19 protein-coding genes are annotated in these 22,946 nt (G+C 45.4%); 10 read left to right on the forward strand and 9 right to left on the reverse strand.

The genetic code is table 11. From position 1 onward, the window contains the following. Nucleotides 1-36 precede the first annotated feature (36 nt). Together AC07NA_RS12815 and AC07NA_RS12820 are read left to right on the forward strand one after the other, a co-directional pair. Nucleotides 37-1,047, forward strand: a complete 1,011-nt coding sequence (locus AC07NA_RS12815; RefSeq protein WP_494897942.1) for a phosphotransferase enzyme family protein — start codon at nucleotides 37-39, stop codon at nucleotides 1,045-1,047. Between the two features lie 147 nt (nucleotides 1,048-1,194). Beyond that, nucleotides 1,195-2,112, forward strand: coding sequence for a DUF6607 family protein (locus AC07NA_RS12820; RefSeq protein WP_494897943.1), 918 nt, complete (start codon nucleotides 1,195-1,197; stop codon nucleotides 2,110-2,112). Nucleotides 2,113-2,302: 190 nt separating this feature from the next. On the opposite strand, the gene AC07NA_RS12825 is transcribed toward AC07NA_RS12820, so the two are convergent. The 5 genes from AC07NA_RS12825 to AC07NA_RS12845 form a co-directional block, all read right to left on the reverse strand. Then, nucleotides 2,303-2,740: a low molecular weight protein-tyrosine-phosphatase gene (locus AC07NA_RS12825; protein ID WP_494897944.1), complete on the reverse strand. Its 438-nt coding sequence runs from the start codon at nucleotides 2,738-2,740 to the stop codon at nucleotides 2,303-2,305. Between the two features lie 119 nt (nucleotides 2,741-2,859). Next, the gene (locus tag AC07NA_RS12830; RefSeq protein WP_494897945.1) at nucleotides 2,860-3,654 is read right to left on the reverse strand and encodes a S1/P1 nuclease; all 795 of its coding nucleotides are present in this window, start codon (nucleotides 3,652-3,654) and stop codon (nucleotides 2,860-2,862) included. Between the two features lie 80 nt (nucleotides 3,655-3,734). Beyond that, on the reverse strand, nucleotides 3,735-4,265 hold the full coding sequence (locus AC07NA_RS12835) for a fumarate hydratase (protein ID WP_494897946.1): 531 nt from the start codon (nucleotides 4,263-4,265) through the stop codon (nucleotides 3,735-3,737). A 51-nt stretch (nucleotides 4,266-4,316) separates the two neighbouring features. Beyond that, nucleotides 4,317-5,714, reverse strand: a complete 1,398-nt coding sequence (gene fumC / locus AC07NA_RS12840) for a class II fumarate hydratase (RefSeq protein WP_494897947.1) — start codon at nucleotides 5,712-5,714, stop codon at nucleotides 4,317-4,319. 105 nt (nucleotides 5,715-5,819) lie between these two features. Beyond that, entirely contained in the window at nucleotides 5,820-6,869 is a 1,050-nt protein-coding gene (locus AC07NA_RS12845; protein WP_494897948.1) for a tetratricopeptide repeat protein, read from the reverse strand. Between the two features lie 209 nt (nucleotides 6,870-7,078). On the opposite strand from AC07NA_RS12845, the gene AC07NA_RS12850 reads away from it, so the two are divergent. Together AC07NA_RS12850 and AC07NA_RS12855 are read left to right on the forward strand one after the other, a co-directional pair. Beyond that, nucleotides 7,079-8,287 carry a serine hydrolase domain-containing protein gene (locus AC07NA_RS12850; protein WP_494897950.1) on the forward strand — a complete coding sequence of 403 codons (1,209 nt, stop codon included), beginning with the start codon at nucleotides 7,079-7,081 and terminating at the stop codon, nucleotides 8,285-8,287. Nucleotides 8,288-8,304: 17 nt separating this feature from the next. Then, the gene (locus AC07NA_RS12855; protein ID WP_494897951.1) at nucleotides 8,305-8,610 is read left to right on the forward strand and encodes a YbaB/EbfC family nucleoid-associated protein; all 306 of its coding nucleotides are present in this window, start codon (nucleotides 8,305-8,307) and stop codon (nucleotides 8,608-8,610) included. A 70-nt stretch (nucleotides 8,611-8,680) separates the two neighbouring features. Here the strand turns inward: AC07NA_RS12855 and AC07NA_RS12860 are convergent, their stop codons facing one another. The 4 genes from AC07NA_RS12860 to AC07NA_RS12875 form a co-directional block, all read right to left on the reverse strand. Then, nucleotides 8,681-8,872, reverse strand: a complete 192-nt coding sequence (locus tag AC07NA_RS12860; protein WP_345211474.1) for a hypothetical protein — start codon at nucleotides 8,870-8,872, stop codon at nucleotides 8,681-8,683. A gap of 145 nt (nucleotides 8,873-9,017) precedes the next feature. After that, the gene (locus AC07NA_RS12865) at nucleotides 9,018-11,504 is read right to left on the reverse strand and encodes a M14 family metallopeptidase (RefSeq protein ID WP_494897952.1); all 2,487 of its coding nucleotides are present in this window, start codon (nucleotides 11,502-11,504) and stop codon (nucleotides 9,018-9,020) included. Between the two features lie 398 nt (nucleotides 11,505-11,902). Further along, entirely contained in the window at nucleotides 11,903-12,427 is a 525-nt protein-coding gene (locus AC07NA_RS12870) for a DinB family protein (RefSeq protein WP_494897953.1), read from the reverse strand. Nucleotides 12,428-12,670: 243 nt separating this feature from the next. Continuing rightward, nucleotides 12,671-13,564 (reverse strand): alpha/beta hydrolase fold domain-containing protein, encoded by an 894-nt coding sequence (locus AC07NA_RS12875; protein WP_494897954.1) that lies wholly within the window; start codon nucleotides 13,562-13,564, stop codon nucleotides 12,671-12,673. Between the two features lie 261 nt (nucleotides 13,565-13,825). On the opposite strand from AC07NA_RS12875, the gene AC07NA_RS12880 reads away from it, so the two are divergent. From AC07NA_RS12880 to AC07NA_RS12905, 6 genes are all read left to right on the forward strand, one after another. After that, complete coding sequence (locus AC07NA_RS12880) at nucleotides 13,826-14,800, forward strand: hypothetical protein (RefSeq protein WP_494897955.1); 975 nt, start codon at nucleotides 13,826-13,828, stop codon at nucleotides 14,798-14,800. Next, nucleotides 14,784-15,914, forward strand: coding sequence for a glycosyltransferase (locus AC07NA_RS12885; RefSeq protein ID WP_494897956.1), 1,131 nt, complete (start codon nucleotides 14,784-14,786; stop codon nucleotides 15,912-15,914). The genes AC07NA_RS12880 and AC07NA_RS12885 overlap by 17 nt, the downstream gene beginning before the upstream one ends. 4 nt (nucleotides 15,915-15,918) lie before the next feature. Then, nucleotides 15,919-16,485 (forward strand): DNA-3-methyladenine glycosylase I, encoded by a 567-nt coding sequence (locus AC07NA_RS12890; protein WP_494897957.1) that lies wholly within the window; start codon nucleotides 15,919-15,921, stop codon nucleotides 16,483-16,485. Between the two features lie 339 nt (nucleotides 16,486-16,824). Next, nucleotides 16,825-19,635 carry a DNA polymerase I gene (polA, locus tag AC07NA_RS12895; protein ID WP_494897959.1) on the forward strand — a complete coding sequence of 937 codons (2,811 nt, stop codon included), beginning with the start codon at nucleotides 16,825-16,827 and terminating at the stop codon, nucleotides 19,633-19,635. A gap of 441 nt (nucleotides 19,636-20,076) precedes the next feature. Further along, nucleotides 20,077-21,501 carry a glycogen synthase gene (locus tag AC07NA_RS12900; RefSeq protein WP_494897961.1) on the forward strand — a complete coding sequence of 475 codons (1,425 nt, stop codon included), beginning with the start codon at nucleotides 20,077-20,079 and terminating at the stop codon, nucleotides 21,499-21,501. Further along, nucleotides 21,498-22,760 (forward strand): glucose-1-phosphate adenylyltransferase, encoded by a 1,263-nt coding sequence (locus tag AC07NA_RS12905; RefSeq protein ID WP_345211473.1) that lies wholly within the window; start codon nucleotides 21,498-21,500, stop codon nucleotides 22,758-22,760. The genes AC07NA_RS12900 and AC07NA_RS12905 overlap by 4 nt, the downstream gene beginning before the upstream one ends. Nucleotides 22,761-22,946: the final 186 nt, after the last annotated feature.

The raw sequence follows: 22,946 nt of genomic DNA on the forward strand, positions 1-22,946 counted from the left end.
AACTTTCAAACATTCCAACCTTCCAACAAAAACATCATGATCTTCCCTGCTCAATACTCTACTTTATCATCATCTGCTTTAAATGTGCGTTTGCAGGAGAGGTATGGCTTAACAGGTAGCACCTGCCGCTTGTTGATGCGTAATGTGAGTGATACCTATTTACTGGAAGATGCGAACGGCAGGTATATTTTCAAGATATATCGTGATGCCCACCGTAAGCACGATGAAATAAAGGCGGAAGTAGAGTTACTTAATGCTTTAAAAGAAGGCGGCGCAAAGGTTGCGTATCCGCTAACAGATCTTTCGGGGCAGCAAATACAGGAATTTAACGCCATTGAAGGTACCCGCTACGGCGTAATGTTTGCCTATGCCGAGGGTAAAGTGGTGGCTGACCTTACCGATGAACATCTCGAAACTATAGGCCGTGAAATGGCCGCTGTACATAATATCTCCTCATCAATAAAGCTGAAATATCCCCGAAAGCCCTACACTGTTGAAACCATGCTTCGTGAACCGATAGCGACCATAGTGCCCGCGTTTAAGGAGCTTCAGGATGAGTACGCGTACTTATCGTCGGCTTCGGCAAAAGTAGCGGCGCATATTGAAGCGTTTGATCTTAGCCAATTCAGCACAGGCTATTGCCATTACGATTTTCTGCCCAAAAACTTTCACTTTACCGATGCCGCAAATGTCACCTTTTTCGATTTCGACTTTGCCGGATACGGATTGTTGGCTAATGATATCGCCTCGTTCTATATCCATTTATTTTTAGAGGTAATGAATGGCAAGCTAACACAAGAAAAAGCCGATGAACAGTTCGCCGTATTTGTGGCCGCCTACCGTATGGTAAGGCCATTATCAAATGAAGAATTGGCTGCGGTGCCTTATCTCGGCTTCGCGTTTTGGGTGTTCTATTTCGGTTTTCATTATGAAAATTTCGACGACTGGTCGAGCATATTTTTCACCACCGGCTTCATTAAAGGCCGCGTAGCGCTGATAAAGAAATGGGCGGATAGGTATTTTGTTGAGGTGAAAGCGGAAAGGTAAAAGGAGAAAGCGGAAAGCTTAAAAAAAGCAGCCTGTAAGGTGGGCTTAGTTGATGTATTAACTGCTTGTTGATCTGCCTGTTATTTGCCGGGGTTTGAATAGTTGTTTTTTCTTGCTTTCTTTGTGTGGAATTATTCTAAATAACAAATGAAAAAACTATACATCGTACTGCTGCTGGTTTGTGTTGCCGCGGTTGGCGCTTCAGCACAATCAAAATTGGAACAGGACAGGCAGGCTATAAAGGCCTTTGCGGGCTTTTACAAGGTGACCTTTAATTATGCCGAAACTTTTGCGCCAGATACTGCTTATAAATTCCACCCACGTTACAACTCCTGGGGTTACGAGTGGGCGGTAATTGAAGAAGACTCGCCGAAAAGAATAGTGATACAGCACCTTTTGGTAGTTGCCGATAGTATGGTTATTAAGCACTGGCGCGAGGATTGGGAGTACGAACAACCAACCATGCTGGCCTTTGATAAAGAAAACCGCTGGACCAAAGTAACCTTAAAGCCTGCCGAAGTAAAAGGCCGCTGGGTACAAAAGGTATTCCAGGTAGATGATAGTCCGCGTTACGAGAGCATAGGCACCTGGGTGCATGTGGATGGCCGCCACCAATGGCAAAGCGAAACCGACTCGCCGCTGCCGCGTCGCGAGTTTACCAAACGCAGCGATTATAATGTACTGCGTCGTGGTAACCGTGTTTACCTAACGCCGGAAGGCTGGATGTTTGAGCAGGATAATAAGAAGATCATCCGCTCGGAAAGCGGCGATAAACTGCTGGCACAGGAAAAAGGCTATGAAGAATTTACTAAGGCCGACGAAGCTAAATTTGCTTTCGCCAAAGGCTGGTGGGCCGAACAAAAAGGCTATTGGGCCGATGTTCGTAAAGTATGGGCCGATACCTTCGCTAAGAATGCCTCGATAAAACTTACCTCAAAGGTGAATAAAAAGCTGCTATTCGAACAGTTGTTTGAACTTGGCGATCAATCAGTAAAAGAAAAATGGTCGTCAGCAAAAAACAAGGAAGAGGCGGAGAAAGCCATTAAGCCATATTTAGGATCGTAAGGATCAGATTTAATTGTGATAATATAAGAAAAGCCGCTTGTGAGAATTTCACAAGTGGCTTTTTTATTTATTGAATATCTGTCATCTCGAAACGCAGTGAGAGATCTTCTTCGCCCTTCTGATCTGCTACTTGTTTGAAGCAGAAGATTTCTCCTCGTACCTCGTTCGAAATGACAAGTTTTATATAGTATTAACGCTTTAATTCCCTGATCACATTCCTACAGCCATTCTCTATTAAATCGTAAACCGGGGCGAACTGATTATCGTCGTAATAAGGATCGGGTACTTCTTTGTCGGTTAATAGTAACCGTACCTTTTCAATATCATTGGCGTTGCGGGCTTTGGCTATCACATCGCTCAGGTTGTTGCGGTCCATCACCAGTATCAGGTCGAAATTATCGAAATCTCCGGTTTTAAACTGGCGGCAAACCTGTTTGCTGATATCCACCCCACGGTTAAGCGCTGCGCGGGTAGAACGCCTGTCGGGTCCTTCGCCCACGTGCCAGCTGCCTGTCCCGGCCGAATCAATGGTCCAGTCTAAACCTTCTTCTTTTACCAGGTGCTGCATAATCCCCTCCGCCAGCGGCGACCGGCAAATATTACCCAGGCAAACCATTAGTATCTTCATGTGGGATGTTTAATGTTGGAGAGTTTTAATGTTGTAAGGTTGGAATGTTTTAATGTTGTAAAGTTTTTTGCTTGGTAACCTTACAACCTTAAAACATTCCAACCCTTAAAACCAAGGTATTACCCAAATATCTCATTAAGCAAGCCTGCCAGGCGTACGCCGCCTTTAAGCAGTTGCTGGTTTACAATATCTATATTATTATAGTTGTATTTATAACCAAGGTCATCATCGGCTTTAACTTCGCTATACAGCTTTTCTGCCAGGTGATGCGACTCATAGATCCATTGGCTTAACGGTGATTTTTGCCATGCTGCGCGTTGCGCGGCGGTGGTGTGGTTAATCATGGAAGTATATTCGGTATAGCTTAACTGCTGAAAATCTATCAGTTTTGTATCCCAAACCGAATGCAGGTTGGTTGGCGCCTTAAACCAGGTAAGTTTAACATCGTTACCACCTTTATCGGTAGCATGCCCTGCATGGAAGGGTTGGTGAATATCCTCGGTAATGTGGATGAGCATGCGCAGGTAAAGCAGTTTTTTAGGCGCGGCGAGATTTTTCTTTTTAAGCTCGGCGGTTAAAAATTGCAGTTTGGTGTAGGCGTTTGTTGTGGTGTCTGTTTTTAAAAATGCCTGCATTTCAACAGGGGTATAATCCTTATCAAAATCAACAAAGTGCCAGTTGTAAAGATAATCGTAAGCCGGGTTTGATTTTATAAAATCGGCCCAGTTGCTGGTAATAGCAAGGGTTTCGGTACCTAATATGGCCTGTATGGCTTTGCGGGCTTTAGGGTTAAGGTAGCTATCGGCTATTTGCCCGCTGATGCGGTGACCCAATGTACCCCATGCCATGCTTTGCGCGGGAATATAAAGTACGGCAATAGCCAGTACCATCTTTTTTAAGAAATTGATTTTCATACGAAAGGGAATTAATATGCGGTAAAGATAAAGCTTAGGTTACGCAATTAATTGTTAATATTTTGTTACGAAGCCTTTAACTACAGCGGTTTAGGATTGCAGGTGATGCGTTTAACCAGGTGAAGGTCAACCGGGATCATATCGGCCGAGCCGGATAGTTGTATAACAGAATCTGTCTTTGTGGTTACCCTCAAAAAATCCTCATACACACCTACACGTAAGCAAGTGCCCGGCGATTTGATGCTGTAATCGGCATTGCAAAACAGGCCTTTGAGGTGCAGGGTATCATTCTTTTGCTCATAATGACCTTTAGCGTATTCGGTCCATTGGCCTTTGCCCATGCAGCTGTCGGCAACGTATTTTACTTTGGTGGTGGTATTTATGCGTACGTAAAAGGAGTCGCAGGTAAAGGTAAAATCTGCCGAAGCGTAGGTGAGTAGTTTTTCCCGTCCGGCTAAGCTGTCCTGCTGCCATTGGCCCTGCAAATAGGCTTCGCCGCTTCCCTGTACAGCAGGATTTATATGACAGCCGCTCAGTACTAACCCTAATGCCAAAAACAAAAGCGGAAAGCCGGTTAACAGAAAACGAAAAGTATTGCGGGGTTTAAACATATAAAGTAAAAAGCCCCTTTCCGTATACCGGAAAGGGGCGAAGGTGTTTTCTTATTTCAGGCTGCCGATCATATCTTCCGGGCGTACCCATTGGTCGAACTGCTCGTTGGTCAGCAATTCAAGGGCAAGCGCCGCTTCGCGCAGCGACAGGTTTTCTTTCAACGCTTTCTTAGCTATTTTAGCCGCGTTTTCATAACCGATGTGCGGGTTAAGCGCGGTAACCAGCATCAGCGAGTTTTCGAGGTGCTTTTTAATCCCCTCGTAGTTTGGCTCAATACCAACTGCGCAATGATCGTTAAACGATACGCAGGCATCACCAATTAAGCGTGCCGATTGCAGGAAGTTAGCCGCCATTACCGGCTTAAACACGTTCAGCTCGTAGTGCCCGTTTGAACCACCGATGGAAATAGCCACATCGTTACCCATTACCTGTGCGGCCACCATGGTAACAGCCTCGTTTTGGGTAGGGTTTACCTTGCCCGGCATAATTGATGAACCCGGCTCATTATCAGGAATGTGGATCTCTCCAATACCCGAACGCGGACCGGAAGCCAGCATACGGATATCGTTAGCTATCTTCATTAATGATACCGCGATTTGCTTAAGCGCGCCGTGGCTTTCTACAATTGCATCGTGCGCGGCAAGGGCCTCAAATTTATTTTCGGCAGTAATAAACGGCAAGCCGGTAAACTGCGCTATGTATTCGGCTACCTTAACATCATAACCTTTAGGGGTGTTGATGCCAGTACCAACAGCGGTACCACCCAAAGCCAGTTCGCTCAGGTGATCGAATGTGTTGCGAAGGGCCTTTAAGCCGTGATTTAACTGCGATACATAACCCGAAAATTCCTGACCTAATGTAAGCGGTGTGGCATCCATCAGGTGAGTACGGCCAATTTTAACCACGCTTTTAAATGCCTCGGCTTTAGCTTGCAGTGTATCGCGTAGTTTTTCAATCCCCGGAATAGTTACGTCGATCAATATTTTGTATGCCGCGATGTGCATAGCGGTAGGGTAGGTATCGTTTGATGATTGTGATTTGTTCACGTCATCATTCGGGTGTATAAAGGTTTTGCCTTCGCCCAGTTTGTTACCCTGTAACACGTGCGAGCGGTTGGCAACCACCTCGTTCACGTTCATGTTTGATTGTGTGCCCGAACCTGTTTGCCATATTACCAGCGGAAACTCACTTACCAGCGCGCCGGTTAATATTTCGTCGCAAACCTGTGCTATCAGGTCACGCTTTTCGGCGGTTAACACGCCCAGATCGGTATTGGTATAGGCGGCAGCCTTTTTTAAGTATGCAAAGGCATCAATTATTTCCTTCGGCATTGATGATTCGGGCCCAATTTTAAAGTTGTTGCGTGAGCGCTCTGTTTGTGCTCCCCAGTATTTGTCGGCAGGTACCTGTACCTCGCCCATGGTATCATGTTCAATTCTGAAACTCATAAGGATGTGTTTTTGCAGCCCCAAAGTTAGGGTTTTATCCTATGCGAGTAACCCTTGTGCAGGTAAACTTTTTATAACAATTTATCAGGCCGAAAGCCTCAGCGCTTAAAACTGACGCGGATTGGTATTAAACCAGGTTTGAAAAGCAGGCAAGGCATCCTTATGGTCATCAAACCATTTCAGGTTTTCATCTTTATAGGCCGAAAAACTAACGTAGCGTGTAAACGCAGGCATATTGGTGGTTTTGGCCAGGGCCGCGAAATAGTTGATATAGCCGTTTTTAAAGAATCCCTTATCCCTCGGGTCGGCTTGCTTTTCGCTCGCAAGCTCAAAGGCCGATTTTAAAAGTTCCTGTAACTGCTCAACCGGCGCCAGGTTTTTACCAATAACATTCGCTGCCGAAAGTTGCAACGACATGTTGGAGAGAGAGCTTTCATCTTTGGCATCTAAGGTTGATGCAGGTAAGCTGATATTGATGTTTTTTTCGTCCTTTTTGGTAACGCCGAAGGTCAGCAGGTCTTGTAAACGTACAAATGCTTTCTCTGCACGATTGCCCGAGGGTTCAAGCAGCAGGTAGCTGCTAAAGCCCAATATGGCTTTCATTTTTTTATTTTGTTCGGCATTAATTGTGGCATATAACCATTGGCAGCCGGGGTGTTTAGCATCCAGTGTGATGCCCTTAATGGCGCAATCTTCGGCTTCGGTATATTTTTTTAAGCCCATGTATACAATACCCAGGTTATAACGCAGGCGCGCGTAATCGGGTTTTTCGGCTATGCCCAGGTTATAGGCCTTAATGGCTTCATCCTGTTTGCCCTGTATATCGTAAATATTACCCAGCATCTCGTACGATTCATATTTGGATGCACCGGGCGATTTAATAATTGTTTCCAGATAAGGGATAGCCTCGGCCATTTTATCAGATGAGTATAGTGTATAGGCCAGTTCATAATCTGCCTGCAAGTTGCCGGGCTCTACTTTTAGGGCTTCTTTGTATTTGGCTATCGCTTCGTCGTATTTCTGTTCATCGTGCAGTTTTATGCCTTCTTGCACCAGTTCTTTAGCTGTTTTGGTGGTGGTTTGCGCTGTTGCGAATGTAGTGCCGAAAAGCACGATAAGGATTGTAGCTTGAATAATGCGATACAGGTTTCTCATGCCTTAAATGTAAATACAGGTTTTTAAATAAACAATGGTGCAACGTGTATTTGAGAAAATATTTGTGAAATAGTGTGCTGTTATTTTTGTGGTGATTATCAGCAATATTCAACATCAACTCAATGTTAATAATATTTAAAAACAAATGTTATTTACCTGATGTATAATTTCTATTTTTCGCCCTCGTTTTATCGAGGGATATATTTTATATGAGATTAGTGTTTAAAAACGTTTCCGCATTTACCGCCGCTTTGCTTTTATTAGCATCCTGTTCATCAAACAAAAACAAAACCGACCAGCAAAAAAAGGCCGAAATAGCCTTTGATACCACCGCGCTTTTAAAATACGACCCTAAAAACGAGGATAAAAATATTGATGCCGTTATGAACGACCTGCATAAGCACCGTGGGTTTAACGGCAACGTACTGGTAGCTAAAAAAGGAAAGATAGTTTACGAAAAATCTTTCGGGTGGGCTAATTATCTCATCCGCGATAGCCTGGAGTTAAGCTCGAAGTTTGAGCTGGCCTCGGTAACTAAAACCATGACGGGTACCGCCATTTTAATGTTGCTGGAAGAAGGCAAACTAAAGCTTGATCAGGATGTAAAGGAGTTTTTTCCGAACTTTCCTTATACCGGTGTTACTATTCGCTTGCTGCTTACGCACCGCTCGGGTATGATGAACTATGTTTATTTTGTTGATGATTTGTACCGCAAGCAACACCTCGATCAGCGTAAGGGCCTTACCAATGCCCAGGCAATGGATCTGATAGCAGAATACAAGCCCAATCCTTTCAATAAACCTAACGCCCGCTTTTTGTATAACAATTCCAACTATATGGTATTGGGCGCTATTATTGAAAAGGTAAGCGGTAAGCCTTATGCCGAGTTTATGAAAGAGAACGTTTTTAAACCGGCAGGCATGTCTCACACGGCAGTGTATTCTAAGGCGGTTTACGAAAAAATTCCGGTGGATGTGGTTGGGCATGATAGGGGCCAGTGGCGTTACTCGGTAGCGCAAAACTTTTTAGATGGCCCTGTTGGCGATAAAGGTATTTACAGCACTGTTGCCGATCTGTTCCTGTTTGATCGGGCTTTACGCGCGGGCAAACTGTTGCAACAAAAAACGCTCGACTCGGCCTACGTACCCCGCAACCCGATGCTGCACGGCCACTTTAGCTATGGCTACGGCTGGCGTACATTTGATGCCCCGGGGCAAAAGGTAGTATACCATACCGGTTGGTGGCATGGTTTCAGGCACATATATTTGCGCGATCTTAAAAACGATGTAACCATTGTGTTGTTATCAAACTTAGCCAATGGCAGCTTGCTTAAACTGGACGACCTGTTTAAAGCGGCGGGCATGCCGATAGTGCGTAAAAGCGCTTACAACGGTAACGGCGATAACACAGAGGATTAATTAAAAACACAAGCACCATGTTTGATAAATTATTTGAAGCCCAGCAAAAGGCCGGCGAAGTAAAGAAAAGATTAGACGGCATCACCGTAACCGGCACAGCCGAAGGCGGCAAGATCACCGTTACCGCTAACGGTAATAAGGTGATACAATCTATCACCATTGCGGATGGCTTTTACAAGGAAGCCGATAAAGAAGAACTGGAAGAGTTGCTGCAATTAGCCGTTAACAAGGCCCTTGAGCAAGCCGAAAACGTAAGCCAAAGCGAAATGGCGGCCATGACCAAAGAAATGCTTGGCGGTATGGGCGGTTTGTTTGGCCAATAAGCGATTATAAAGACTCTTTAAAACAGAAAAGCCCGGACATTTGTCCGGGCTTTTCTGTTGTTTGGCGGCATTACATTTTTGAAGTAGTATCCTTCATTTTCATGTCGGTACTATCTTTCATGTGATGCTTTTTCATCTTTTTCTTGTCTTTCTTCACTTTCTTGGTGGTATCCTGTTGCATAGTTGTTGTTGGTACGCCCGCCGCGTAAATGCTGCCGAAAGAGAAAGCCCCGAGAGCTAACATACAAAGTGTCTTTTTCATGGTGGTTGGTTTTTAGTAGTTTAGTTATTATATCTACAGATTAACCCATCCGATAGTTTTTTAATTTTCAAAAAATGAGTATTACTGCGTGCGATAGCAGTGTGAACTATTTAAATCGGTTACGTTGTACCTACAAATTACAACCCTACTGCACCATAAACACCGCGTTACCGAACAACAGTTTTCCGTTTTCCCAAAAACTGCGGAACAGGGGATCGTCGGCTAAGTAAACGATAGTGCCGCGACCTGATGATTGCGTGCCGATCAGCATACCGTCGACCAGTTTGGCTTTACTTTTTTGGCCTACAAAGCCCGATACGTAGGCGTTCTTTTTAATAGTGCCTACATTCCAGCCCTCATTATCGCCAAGGTAATCGTACACCTCATCGTTTAGTTTGATGGTGTAATAATCGCTTGGTAAGCCGAAGCCCAGCGGGTGGGTATTGTCCAGTGCCATTTTGTATATGGCACCCGGTACATTTGTTTTTATGGCTTCGCGATCTCGATCTGCATAAATGCGGGCGCTGCCTTTATCGTCTTTCTTTTCTTCCTTCTTTTTAATGGCGAATGTTTTTTTATCGGCCAGTTGCGATACCGCGTTCTGTAAAGCGATCAGCTTGCCGCCGCCCTGCACCCAGCTTTGCAACCTTTCCGTTGGGAAGTCATCATAATCACCATCGGGAAAAATGGCTACATCCACATCGGCCCAGCGCACACGGTTAAGGTTATCATAGTTCACTAATGTTACGGGATAGCCTATTTGCTGCTCAAAAAAGTGCCATATTTCACCCATCGCTTCTGATGATACATCGCTTCCGCTTACCAATACAATTTTAGGCGCCCGGATGTAGCGGATATAATCTGACCCGATATCGGCCCCTTTATCTACAAAGCCCGAATTTAGCGCGACCAATGAGCGTTGGTTTTTATCGGCAATAGTGTGGATCACTTTGTCAAAGTCGGCACGGTCATTCCCGGCACGGGTAATAATGAGCGAACCTGCCGTAAACTTTTTGCCGCCCGCCTCAAACGGTTTTTCAGAGTAACGTACTTTTATCTTGTTTTTTAGCAGCTCTGCCAAAAACTTAACATCGTTTACCGATTGCCATTGCGAAACGTACGCATAAGCATGCTCCGCATTGGTGGCGTTAACTACAGGTGCCGGTTTATAGGCAGCACTTACCGGTTTTACACTTTCTTTTAAAGCATAAGCTTTTAGGCCATACGCGTAAGGCAACGACCAGCCCGTGATATCGTACGTGTTAGAATCAGCAATGAAGGTTTTAGGCTCCAGCAGTACATTTAACAATACCGATTTTGGCTGATACGCGTTGATTACCAGATCGCCATCGCCGGGTTTATATTGCTCGGTTTTACCCGATGTGTAGCTATAGCCGCTAACCGGCTTACCAACACCATAGCCATATTCAATGCCGTTTCTGCTTAGCAATTGGGCAAGGGCGGTTATCTTATCATTGTTGTCGTTTTTAATAACAAAGGTTTTGTATTCGCCCGGCGGATTGGTGCGGCTGTTATCATAATACTTTTTAAACTCGGCAAGTCCTTTTTGCGCATTTGCCGAAGCGGCTTCCACGGTACTTAAACCATTGGAATGGTGATGCGCGATGCGATCTGCAAGGGTAAGCGTATCTCCAACGCGGGTTTGTACCGCCAGACCAGCTCCTATTCCCCCCTGCTCATACGTCATGCCGATAGATCCATTATATAACGGATAAGTATCACCATACGATGGGTATAGCAGATCGAAGATCTCTTTAGTAAAATATGTCCAGCCGTTTTGGTCAAAGTACTTGGCATTGTTTTTACCGATTAGGGTTTGAAACTCGCGCTGCCACGGCGTAATGTCTTTATGAAAAGGCTCTGCCGCCGGGGCGAAATAATAGGGTGAGTTATAGCCTTGCTCATGAAAATCGACGTGTACCTCGGGTAGCCATTTATTGAACAAGGCGACACGCCCCTGGGTTTCTTTTTGCAGTTGCCAGGCCCAGTCGCGGTTAAGATCGAAAAAGTAATGGTTGGTCCTGCCGCCAGGCCATGGTTCGCTGTGTTCGCGAGCCGCGGGCTCGGCATTCGGGGTTTCGCCCTTAACCGCATTGTAGAAGTTTACGTAGCGGTCGCGGCCGTCAGGATTTAAACAAGGGTCGATAACCACCACAGTGTTTTTTAACCAGGCCTGTGTACGGGTATTGCTGCGGTCAACCATATCGTACAGCGTTTGCATAGCCGCTTCGCTTGAGCTTGGCTCGTTGCCGTGCACGTTATAGCTTAGCCATACTATTATAGGTGTATTTGCGCTAACTGTACCGCTGCCGCCGATACCGGCAAGGTGCAGGTTATTGTTGCGAATTTCTTCCAGCCGGCCAATGTTCTCGTCGGATGCGATGAACATGGCCATCAGCGGCCTGCTTTCATTGGTGGTGCCATAAGGTACCAGCTTTACATTTTTAGCCGTTTTGGCCACATAATTAAAGTATTCGGCAATGCGGGCATGATAGGTAAACTGCGAACCAAGTTTGTATCCTAAAAACGCGGAAGGGGATTGTATGCTTTGTGCAAAGGCCGAAACAACACAGCCAAGGCAAACCAGCAGAACGTAAAATTTTTTAGCCATATGATAAAGGCTAAGCTAAAAAATAATTACCTAATTAAATAGCAAGTATTTGCGCGGCAGTGTGGAATAAGTAAGGTGTATAAATAACAAGGGGCGATAGATGATTTATCTATCGCCCCTCGTTAAGAGTGATCAGCCATTATAACTAATAAAAAACGCGTCTTTGCGAGAATTTACTTCTTTTTGGACTTTGAAGGTAAAATGACTCACAACCACTCTCCACTGTCATGCTGAGGAACGAAGCATCTATCGCAGATAAACATAGCGAAGAAGATTCTTCACTATGTTCAGAATGACAGCTTTTTTAACGCGTCGTTCCTCCTCGCAATGACGGCTTTTTTGTTTTTTAACACCTTCTTTGGTTATTTAATACCGGTGGTTCGGCGTTGGTGATTGTATTAAGCAACATTTTCCTGCGGCAAATCATACAATGCCATTTCATCGGCACTCGGACCATAGCTCCCCGGGATAGGGATATCAAGCAGGCGAAGGAATACCCCCAATTGTGCGCGGTGGTGCACTATCTGGCAAAAGGCGGTACGGATCATTTCTAACTTGGTACACACCAGGTAGATCTGCTCACCGTTACGCAATGTCCAGTCGGGTAGCAGGTCATCTTCGGTGGCTTTTTCCAGGCTGTTCTTAGCGCCGGCTAATGATTGCTCCAATTTTTCGAGCAGGAGCGCGTTATTGTCTATCTGTTCTTCTTTAAAGTCGCCTGCGGCAAAATCAAGTTCGGCAGTATTAAGTGCCAGGCCTACCCAGTTAGGCAGATCAACAATGTGCGAAGCCAGGGCACGAATGCTCATGCTTTTTGGATGCGGTTTCCAATCATATTTATCAGCCGGAATTTGTGCCAACATTTTGCGGGTAGTTACCGCTTCTTCACTCATTTCTTTTAACAGGATCGGGATAATTTTCATGACGTTTGGTTTTTGTTATTGTTTATGATTCAAAGTAACCAAGCGCCGGTGACAGCCCTATGTCAGCAGGAAATTGAGGAGTGAAGTTTTTTTGAAAATAATATTGGAGGATGGGTTTTAAAGGGGGATTTCGACAGACAATAATGGGACTTTCAGACTTACGAAGTTTTCAAAGCTTCGTAAGTCTCCCTATCAAGCTTCCCTCAGCATGTGACATTCAAATTTAATGTTTGATTCTCCTCCCTACTTCAACACCTCATTCAAAAAGTCGATCACCTTTTTTTGCATGGCGGGTGCAGAGAACTCTCCGCCGGCATGGCCTACGCCGGGGAGCTTTACCAGTTCGGCTTTTACACCGGCCAGTTTAAGGCGGGCGTAAAACTGGCGGCTTTCCCAAAACGGCACCAGCTGGTCTTTATCGCCATGGAAGATAATGAACGGAGGGTCATCCTTATCAATATAAGTAACCGGACTGGCGTAGGCCGCAATATCGGGCCTGTCCAGCGTCATGGCGCCTAACAGGCGGGTTACTGCCGACTTTTCGTCATCGTAATCAAAAGACAGGGTGGCGGTGCCGTGCACCACGTTAAAATCTGCCGGACCGTAAAAATCGAGCACGCCCCTAATGCGGATCTTACTGCTCTTATTAATATCGTTATAAAACCCCTTTACCGTATTATTATAGCTCAACCCAATTAATGATGCCAGGTGCCCGCCCGCCGATCCGCCGCCGATTACGAAGCGGTTTACATCGAGGTTATATTTGGCCGCGTTCTTCCATATATAATAGATGGCCTCGTTGCAGTCAATAGCCTGAGCCGGGAATATGGCATGCTGCGAAAAGCGGTAATCGATACTGGCAATGGCGTAACCCTGCCCCACCAGGTAAGCTACATCTATCCATTTTTTAAAGCCACCTTCCCAGGCCCCGCCATGGATCCACAAAATAACGGGCATTGGCTTTTTGGCATTGTTAGGGATATACAGGTCGAAATTTTGCTGCGGATGTCCGTTCGCTACATAGGGGATATTGCGGATGAGTTTGGTATTGGGCAAAGCGAGGGTATCTGCCTCCTGCGCGCTGGCACCGGCACACACCAATAGCAATAGCATAATAAGGTAGCTGAACTTTTTCATTGGGTTTATAGGTTTATATAGTAAAAGTAATATTTAAAAACGCGGTAAATAAATCAAAACAAAAAATCGTTAGCGGCTGTATACCTCTTGTTTTATTTACCATTCATGAAAATACTTTACCCTGCGTTCCGGTTTTATTCAGCTATAGTGCCTTTGTTCAGTCTATTCAAAGCATTTTGTAATTAACTATAATACACGCTTGTTACCGCATGTTTTATAACTTGCCCTTTCTTTTTTAGTAATATTGCCAAAATTCAGCTCTTGACCATCTACGCGAAAAAGATATTATCATGGTTAATTAAAGCCGCTATACTGGTTTTAACCTTCTATTTTATTTACCACCAGTTTGTTAAAAAGCACGATGCCCTTAGCGATTTTACCAACCACCTTAAAACGGTAGGCCAAAACCAGGTGATCATTACTCTTGGCTTTGTGGTGCTGCTGATGCTGGTTAACTGGGTGCTCGAATCTTTTAAATGGCGCTACCTTACTCTCGAACTGGCCAACCTTACTATATGGCAGGCAATAGAAGGGGTTTTCCATGGTTTAACCTGGGCCATTATTACGCCCAACCGTCTCGGCGAATACGGTGGCCGCATTATGTTTTTACCTCCGCGCAAACGTATTCATGGTGTTTTCGCTATGGCCGTGGGGGCGTTCGCTCAAAATGTGATTACCAATGTGCTGGGTGCAAGCTCGGGCATTCTTTTCCTTTATTTATATGTACCGGTAAATTCTTTGCTTTTTGCGGGGCTGTGTGTTGGCGCGTTCTTTTTAATAGCGGGCTTCCTCGTTTTTTACTTTAATATCAACTGGCTGGTAAGGTTTCTGAACAGCATCCGTTTCCTTAAAAAGTATCACCGCTTTTTTGATATAATGGGTCGCTATAAAAAGGCCGATCTGCTGAATATCATGTTCTTTTCGCTGGCGCGTTTCTTCGTGTTCTCGTTCCAGTATTATTTGGTGATCCATTTGCTGATCCCTCAAATTTCATTGGCTACCATGATGCTGGTCATCTTTGTGTTCCTTTTCATCCAGTCGGCCATACCATCGCTCGATGTGATAGATATTGGCGTACGCAGCCTCACCGCCACCACTTTATTTAGCTATGTAACGCAGCAGCCCGTTGCCGTTATTGCCGCTGTTTCGTCAATATGGTTCATTAATTTAATAATTCCCGCTATTTTAGGCTCGGTATTCGTTTTAAAACTCAAATTCTTTGATCGCAATTCATAGCGCGGCCTCGTTGCTGCTTACTTCCTTATATTTAATTGTTGTACTTTACCTGATACGGGGCTGGAGCAATTTAAGGCGCCCTAAAACCACTACTACTGATTTTACCACCAAAGTAACCGTGCTGATTGCCGCCCGTAACGAAGAGGAAGGCATACACCTTACTATTGAAGATATTTTAGCGCAGGATTACCCCAAACATTTAATAGAGATCATTATTGTTGACGACCACTCAACCGACCGCACTGCCGACATTATTCGCAGTTACGCGCCGCAAGGGGTACGCCTGCACCAGATGAACGAGGGCGAAGTGCTCAACTCCTATAAAAAGAAAGCCATTGCCGATGCCATCCGCCTCTCGCAGGGGGAACTGATGGTGGCTACCGATGCCGATTGCCGCATGGGTAAGCGATGGCTATCATCCATCGTGAGTTATTACCAAACCAGTGGTGTGTCCATGATCTCGTCGCCGGTAACCTATTTCCAGGAGCGGTCTGTTTTTGAGCGGATGCAAACATTGGAGTTTAGTTACCTGATAGGTATCGGGGCTTCGTTTATCGGCAATAACCGGGCATCAACCTGCAACGGCGCTAATTTCGCCTACCGAAAAGATCTTTTTTACGAGGTTGGCGGCTTTAAGGGCATCGATGATCTTGCCTCGGGCGACGACGAGCTGCTGCTGCAAAAGGTAGCCGCCATTTACCCCGACCATATTGGCTTTTTAAAAGAACGCGAAGCCATTGTATACACCCATGCCAAGCCTGATCTGGCTGCTTTTATGCAGCAACGCCGCCGCTGGGCATCAAAATCAACCCGGTATAAAGATAAAAAAGTGGTGGCTTTAGCAGTTGGGATGTGGTTGTTCAACCTCTCGTTATTGGTGAATGCCTTGCTGGGCTTTTATGATATTTATTTTTTTTACCTGTTTTTGGTGCAGTTTGCCTTGAAAACGGTATTTGAGGCGACATTCCTGCTGCCTGTGCTTTCGTTTCTTAAACGGGTTAGTCTTATTGCTTTGCTTATCCCGCTCTCGCCATTGCACACCTTATATTTGATATATATTGGTTTAATGGGCAATGCCCGCAAGTATGCCTGGAAAGGGCGCATAGTACGATAACACCATGACCACGAGCCAAAAAGAACCTACACGCTGCCGTTGGGCAGGCACCGATCCGCTTTACATTAAATACCATGATGAGGAATGGGGCAAGGAAACGCATGATGATAAGGTGCTGTTCGAGTTCCTGGTGCTGGAATCGGCCCAGGCCGGTTTAAGCTGGATCACCATTTTACGCCGCCGCGAAGGTTATCGTAAAGCGTTCTCTAATTTTGATGTACATAGGGTGGCTGCTTTTAACGATGATGACGTGGAACGATTGATGCAGGATACCGGCATTATCCGCAACCGCTTAAAAATAATGGCCGCTATTAATAATGCCAAACTGTTCATCGGCATACAAAAAGAATTTGGCTCGTTCGATAAATACCTGTACAGCTTTATGCCTGATGGCAAACCGATCATTAACCATCCGGTAAGTTCGGTACCTGCAAGTACGCCAGAAAGTGATGTCATCAGTAAGGATATGAAAAAACGGGGCTTCAAGTTTTTCGGCACCACTATTTGCTATGCCTACATGCAGGCCACCGGCATGGTGAATGATCATTTGGCGAGTTGTGATTTCAAGTAAACCTTGATTTATAGGATTAAGGGGATTACCTTGATTGGCTTCACTTGTTTTATAAAGAAACGTATTAGGGGTCATCCTGAGTTTGTCGAAGGATCTATAAGTCATTTCTCTTTCATGCGTAGGAATCACACTTTTCACACACAGAAACCCCGAACCTGAAACCTGGCAACCCATTACGTGAAACCCGGCAACTCATTCCCTGAAGACTCATAACTTACAACCCAAAAATTGTACTTTTGAAATATTATGCTAGAGGGGTTCATTGCGCTAAAAGACCGATAAAATCTTTTTGCTGCGGTGAAATCAATCCCCCAATCGGTGTAATCCATAAAAAACACTATGAAGAAACTCTTTCTATTGGATGGCATGGCCCTTATTTACCGGGCTCATTTCGCGTTAAGCAAAAACCCGCGTTTTACTTCGGGCGGATTAAACACTTCGGCTGTGATGGGCTTTACCAACACTCTGCTCGATGTGCTTAAAAAAGAAAAGCCTACCCACATGGCCGTGGTATTTGATACCGATGCGCCAACCGAACGCCATACCGATTTTGAAGCATACAAGGCACACCGCGAGGCTATGCCCGAGGATCTTTCGAAAGCTTTACCTTATGTAATTAAGGTGATACTGGGTTTCAACATCCCGGTTATTACCAGCGATGGTTACGAGGCCGATGATATTATAGGCACCCTTGCCAAAAAAGCCGAACTAAAAGGCTACCAGGTATACTGCATGACCCCCGATAAGGATTTCGCGCAACTGGTGTCTGACAATATCCGTATTTACAAACCGGCCCGCATGGGTAATGAAATGGAAATACTGGGTGTTAAAGAGGTATTGGCCAAATGGGAAGTAGAACGTGTTGAACAGGTGATAGATATTTTAGGTCTTTGGGGCGATGCCGTGGATAACATACCGGGCATACCGGGTGTGGGCGAAAAAACTGCCAAAACACTTATCAAACAATACGGCTCGGTTGAAAATATTATAGCCAACAGCCACGAGTTGAAGGGTAAATTGAAAGAGAACGTAGAGAACTTCGCGCAGCAGGGTCTGTTATCGAAAAAACTGGCTACTATTATACTGGATGTTCCGGTGGAACTGGATGAGGAAGGCCTGGAAATTTGCGCGCCGAGTAAAGACCTGCTGGAACCATTATTTGCCGAACTGGAATTCCGTACGCTTGGTCGCCGTGTATTTGGCGATGAGTTCAGCATCACCGAAATGAAGGCGGCATCGGTACAAACCGACCTGTTTGGCAACCCTGTTAACGGCGGCTATACCAGCCTAACGGTAAATACTACCGAAATTTCAGAGCCGGAAGTTCCTGTCAACATAAAAAACATTAATACGGTTGAGCATACCTACCATTTAGCCGACACACCCGAAAAGCGTGCCGAACTGATAGCCATGCTTAAACAACAAAAGGATATTTGCTTTGATACCGAAACCACCGGTACCGATGCCAACTTTTGCGAATTGGTAGGCTTATCATTCGCGGTAAAACCGGGCGAGGCTTGGTATGTACCCGTTCCAGCCACTGAGCAGGAAGCAAAAGCCATAGCAGCCGAATTTAAAGAGGTTTTGGAAGATGAAAACATTGGCAAAACGGGTCAAAACCTGAAGTTCGATATTTTGATGCTGAAATGGTACGATATTGAAGTAAAGGGCAACCTGTTTGATACCATGCTGGCGCATTACGTGATCGACCCGGATACCCGCCATAATATGGATATCCTGTCGGAAAATTATTTGAACTATTCTCCTGTTTCTATCACCACACTTATTGGTCCTAAAGGCAAAAACCAGGGCAATATGCGCGATGTGGAGATAGAAAAGATAAAAGACTACGCCGCCGAAGATGCCGACGTTACACTACAACTGCGCGGTGTTTTTGAACCGCAGATAAAGCAGGTAGAAAGCGAAAAGCTGATCAACGAAATTGAGCACCCGCTGGTGTATGTACTGGCTGATATGGAATACGAAGGTGTACGCATAGATCATGATACCCTGCGCGATTTCTCCAAACTACTGGAAACCGATATTGCCCAATTGGAAAAAACCGTATTTGAAAAAGCCGGTGTAAAGTTCAACATCGCGTCGCCAAAGCAATTGGGCGAGGTGCTGTTTGAGAAACTATTGCTGGACCCTAAAGCTAAAAAAACAAAAACGGGCCAATACCAAACCGGTGAGGATGTACTGCTTGCACTTGCCGCCAAAAGCGATATTGTAAGGGATATACTGGATTTTCGCCAGCTGCAAAAGCTGAAATCAACTTATGTGGATGCGTTGCCGCAAATGGTGAATCCTAAAACGGGTCGTGTACATACATCGTACAACCAGGCCATTGCGGCTACCGGGCGCTTAAGCTCCAATAACCCCAACCTGCAAAATATCCCTATCCGTACCGAACGTGGCCGCGAGGTGCGTAAGGCCTTTATTCCGAGGGATAGCGGGCATACCATTATCTCTGCCGATTATTCGCAGATAGAACTGCGCATTATAGCCGAGATCAGCAAGGATGCCAATATGATGGACGCTTTCATCAAGAACATCGATATCCACACCGCTACCGCGGCCAATGTTTATGGCGTAGCGGTTGAAGAAGTTACAAGCACGCAAAGGCGCAATGCTAAGGCGGTTAACTTCGGTATTATTTATGGCCAGTCGGCATTTGGTTTATCACAAAACCTGGGTATTCCGCGTAAAGAGGCTGCCGATATTATCGAGCAATACTTCGCGCAGTTTCCGGGTATAAAAACCTACATGAGCGATACCATGAACTTTGCCCGCGAAAACGGCTTTGTAACCACGCTGATGGGCCGCAGGCGTTACCTGCGCGATATTAATTCGGCCAATGCTACCGTACGTGGCTTTGCCGAACGAAATGCCATTAACGCCCCCATACAAGGTTCGGCGGCAGATATGATCAAGATAGCCATGATCAACATTCACCGCGAGCTGAAAGCGCAAAAGCTGGATGCCCGCATGACCATGCAGGTACATGATGAGTTAGTGTTTGATGTACCGCACCACGAAATTGAAATTGTAAAACCGATCATCATGCACAACATGAAAACCGCCATTAAAACCGAAGTCCCTATTATGGTAGAGATAGGCTCGGGCAATAACTGGCTGGAAGCGCATTGATAAAATAACTTTCAGAGGAAAGAGATTCTCCTCTCTTTCCTCTCCAGCCTTACGAAGTTTTCAAAACTTCGTAAGGCTTTCTTATCAAACTATCGTCATTGCGAGGCACGAAGCAATCTCTAAGCTATAAAGAGCGGCTCTGCAAATCGGTGATTGCTTCGTTCCTCGCAATGACGCGAGTTTTTGAGCGCCTGTTTTTGAACAATCTTATCATTATTACATCAACCCTTGTAGATAAAGATTTCGCAATTATACGCTCGTTATCTTGAGCTTTTATTTACGATGCAGCCCTTCTTTTACCATTCCAATATTTACTTTATTTTAAACCCCGGTTACCAAATCGCACCCTAAATTATTTTACAAAAATCAACACATTTTATTATTCGGGTGGTTGTTAATTAAGGCTAAATGTTACTAACTTATGCCGAATTATAACCTGAAATGAGAATATTCCATTTAAGTGCCGAGTGTTATCCTGTCGCCAAGGTTGGCGGCCTTGCCGATGTTGTAGGCGCCTTACCTAAATACCAGGTACTGGCCGGCTTACAGGCTGCTGTTGTTTTACCGTACTACGATCGTAAGTTTACACAGCAACACGAATTTGATATTGTTTTTCAGGGGCTTACCTTATTGGGCGATCGTCGCCTGTATTTTGAGATACTGAAAGAGAAAACCAATGTACTGGGTTTCGAACTGTTTTTGGTACGTATACCCGGCTTGCTCGACAGGCAGGAGGTGTACTGCTACCCTGATGAAACAGATCAGTTCATCGCCTACCAAATTGCCTTTCTCGATTGGATAAACTGGAGCGGCCAAACGCCCGACATCATCCATTGCCATGATCACCACTCGGGTTTGGTGCCGTTTTTAATGCAAAACTCCAATTCGTATAAACGATTGGCCAATATCCCTACCGTATTCACCATTCATAACGGGCAATACCATGGTTCGTTCAGCTGGGAAAAATTGAATTACCTGCCCGAACTCGACCTAACCAAAACAGGCTTGCTTGATTGGGCGGGCGGACTTAACCCTTTAGCCGCAGCTGTTAAATGCTGCGCACGCTACACCACGGTATCGCCGAGTTATTTGAACGAGCTTACCATACAATCGAACGGGCTCGAATACCTGTTTTATATAGAAGGGCACAAAGGCCAGGGCATACTCAACGGTATTGATACCGAAGTATGGAACCCCGCTGCCGACGCCATGATAGCCGGAAAGTATAACGCAACACGTGTTGCCGCCGGTAAAAAGAAAAACAAAGAAGCGCTTTGCACACGCTTCGGCCTGTCGCCCGAGTTGCCGCTGATCACCTTTATTGGTAGGCTGGTAGGAGAAAAAGGTGCCGATCTGCTGGCTGCCGCTTTTGAGCGCAGCCTGTACGAACACCCCGGCAAGGTTAACTTTTTAATGCTGGGCGCGGGCGATAAGGATATGGAACTTGCACTGGCCGCGCTTAAAGATAAATTCCCGGATAATTACGCGGTGTTTATTGGTTACGATGAAGCATTGGCGCATTTAATATATGCCGGGGCCAATTTCCTGCTGATGCCATCGCGCGTGGAGCCTTGCGGCCTTAACCAAATGTACTCGTTACGATACGGCACATTGCCAATGGTACGCAGCACCGGCGGTTTAAAAGATACCGTGATAGATTTTGGCGACGAAGGCGGTTATGGCATTCGCTTTAATAATGCCAGTGTTGATGATATTTGCTATTCGATAGGCCGTGCGCTCGAACTGTACCAAAATACACCTCACTTATTACAATTGCGTAAAAGAATGATGTCACTCGATTTTTCGTGGGACCGATCAGCTAAAGAATATAAAAACCTGTATGACCAATTAACAGCTTCTGTATGACATCAAGAGTAATTTCCATTGTACTTGGCGGCGGCCAGGGCAGCCGATTATCACCACTAACCGCTACGCGTTCAAAACCGGCTGTACCTATTGCTGGTAAATACCGGTTGGTTGACATCCCTATTTCAAACTGCCTGCACTCGGGTATCAACCGTATCTACGTGCTTACGCAGTTTAACTCGGCATCGCTCAACAAACACATCAAAAACACCTACCACTTCAGTAGCTTTGATGAGGCCTTTGTTGACATTTTAGCGGCCGAGCAAACGCCGTCCAGCGTATCGTGGTTCCAGGGAACTGCTGATGCGGTGAGGCAGAGCCTGCACCATTTGGCCGTGCATGAGTTTGATTATGTGCTCATCCTCTCCGGCGATCAGCTGTACCAGATGGATTTTCAGGCGATGATAGATCAGCACATTGAAAAAGAGGCTGATATTTCTATCGCTACCATCCCCGTACATGCCAATGATGTACCGGGCTTCGGTATCCTGAAAACCAATGAGGACAACCTCATCACTTCCTTTATCGAAAAACCTAAGAAGGATTTTGAAAGCTGGGCATCAGAGGTAAGCGATGAGATGGCCGCGCAAGGCCGTTATTATCTGGCATCGATGGGTATCTACATCTTCAGCCGCAAGCTGTTGTTTGATATCCTGCAAAATACTGATCACCCCGATTTTGGTAAAGAGATCATCCCGCAATCAATTACCGACCATAAAGTAGTAAGCTACCAGTACGAAGGCTATTGGACAGATATCGGTACCATCCCATCGTTCTTTGATGCCAACCTGGGCTTAACCGACGATATTCCGCAGTTTAACCTGTTTGATAAGAACAGCATATTTACCCGCGCGCGCATGTTGCCGCCGTCGAAAATATCAGGTACGCTGATGGAGAAAGCCATTGTGGCCGATGGTTGTATTATTAACGCCAAGCATATCAAGCGCTCTATCATCGGTATCCGTACCCGCATAGGTTTCGATACCGAAGTTGAGAATTGCTATGTTATGGGTAGCGATAACTACCAAACCCTGGAGCAAATCGAGGCTTCGCGCATTGCCGATTCACCTATTATGGGTATCGGCGACGGATGCTGCATCAAAAACTCCATCATCGATAAAAATGCCTACATAGGCAACAATGTAACCATTAACTGCGCCGGCATACTACCCGACGGCGACTTTGGCACCTACACTGTGCAAGATGGTATTGTAGTAGTTAAAAAGAATGCTATTATACCTAATGGCACTGTGATATAAGGCCATCCATTTAAATAATTAAAACGGTGAGGTATTTAATACTTCGCCGTTTTTTGTTTCAAAACTCTACTACAATAGGGTTGTATGTTTTAAGATGGCCGGGTTCGAGGTTTCTGGGTCGAGGTTCGGGGCTTTGAGCTCGGATTATAGGTGAAAATGCACCATAATCAATAAACTGATTCTACG

The sequence above is a fragment of the Mucilaginibacter sp. GW821-FHT07G05 genome (assembly GCF_059418565.1).

Bases quoted from the DNA above. Each gene is read 5' to 3' on its own strand.
- AC07NA_RS12815 (WP_494897942.1), top strand. From the start codon at position 37: ATGATCTTCCCTGCTCAATACTCTACTTTATCATCATCTGCTTTAAAT.
- AC07NA_RS12820 (WP_494897943.1), top strand. From the start codon at position 1,195: ATGAAAAAACTATACATCGTACTGCTGCTGGTTTGTGTTGCCGCGGTT.
- AC07NA_RS12825 (WP_494897944.1), bottom strand. From the start codon at position 2,740: ATGAAGATACTAATGGTTTGCCTGGGTAATATTTGCCGGTCGCCGCTG.
- AC07NA_RS12830 (WP_494897945.1), bottom strand. From the start codon at position 3,654: ATGAAAATCAATTTCTTAAAAAAGATGGTACTGGCTATTGCCGTACTT.
- AC07NA_RS12835 (WP_494897946.1), bottom strand. From the start codon at position 4,265: ATGTTTAAACCCCGCAATACTTTTCGTTTTCTGTTAACCGGCTTTCCG.
- fumC (WP_494897947.1), bottom strand. From the start codon at position 5,714: ATGAGTTTCAGAATTGAACATGATACCATGGGCGAGGTACAGGTACCT.
- AC07NA_RS12845 (WP_494897948.1), bottom strand. From the start codon at position 6,869: ATGAGAAACCTGTATCGCATTATTCAAGCTACAATCCTTATCGTGCTT.
- AC07NA_RS12850 (WP_494897950.1), top strand. From the start codon at position 7,079: ATGAGATTAGTGTTTAAAAACGTTTCCGCATTTACCGCCGCTTTGCTT.
- AC07NA_RS12855 (WP_494897951.1), top strand. From the start codon at position 8,305: ATGTTTGATAAATTATTTGAAGCCCAGCAAAAGGCCGGCGAAGTAAAG.
- AC07NA_RS12860 (WP_345211474.1), bottom strand. From the start codon at position 8,872: ATGAAAAAGACACTTTGTATGTTAGCTCTCGGGGCTTTCTCTTTCGGC.
- AC07NA_RS12865 (WP_494897952.1), bottom strand. From the start codon at position 11,504: ATGGCTAAAAAATTTTACGTTCTGCTGGTTTGCCTTGGCTGTGTTGTT.
- AC07NA_RS12870 (WP_494897953.1), bottom strand. From the start codon at position 12,427: ATGAAAATTATCCCGATCCTGTTAAAAGAAATGAGTGAAGAAGCGGTA.
- AC07NA_RS12875 (WP_494897954.1), bottom strand. From the start codon at position 13,564: ATGAAAAAGTTCAGCTACCTTATTATGCTATTGCTATTGGTGTGTGCC.
- AC07NA_RS12890 (WP_494897957.1), top strand. From the start codon at position 15,919: ATGACCACGAGCCAAAAAGAACCTACACGCTGCCGTTGGGCAGGCACC.
- polA (WP_494897959.1), top strand. From the start codon at position 16,825: ATGAAGAAACTCTTTCTATTGGATGGCATGGCCCTTATTTACCGGGCT.
- AC07NA_RS12900 (WP_494897961.1), top strand. From the start codon at position 20,077: ATGAGAATATTCCATTTAAGTGCCGAGTGTTATCCTGTCGCCAAGGTT.
- AC07NA_RS12905 (WP_345211473.1), top strand. From the start codon at position 21,498: ATGACATCAAGAGTAATTTCCATTGTACTTGGCGGCGGCCAGGGCAGC.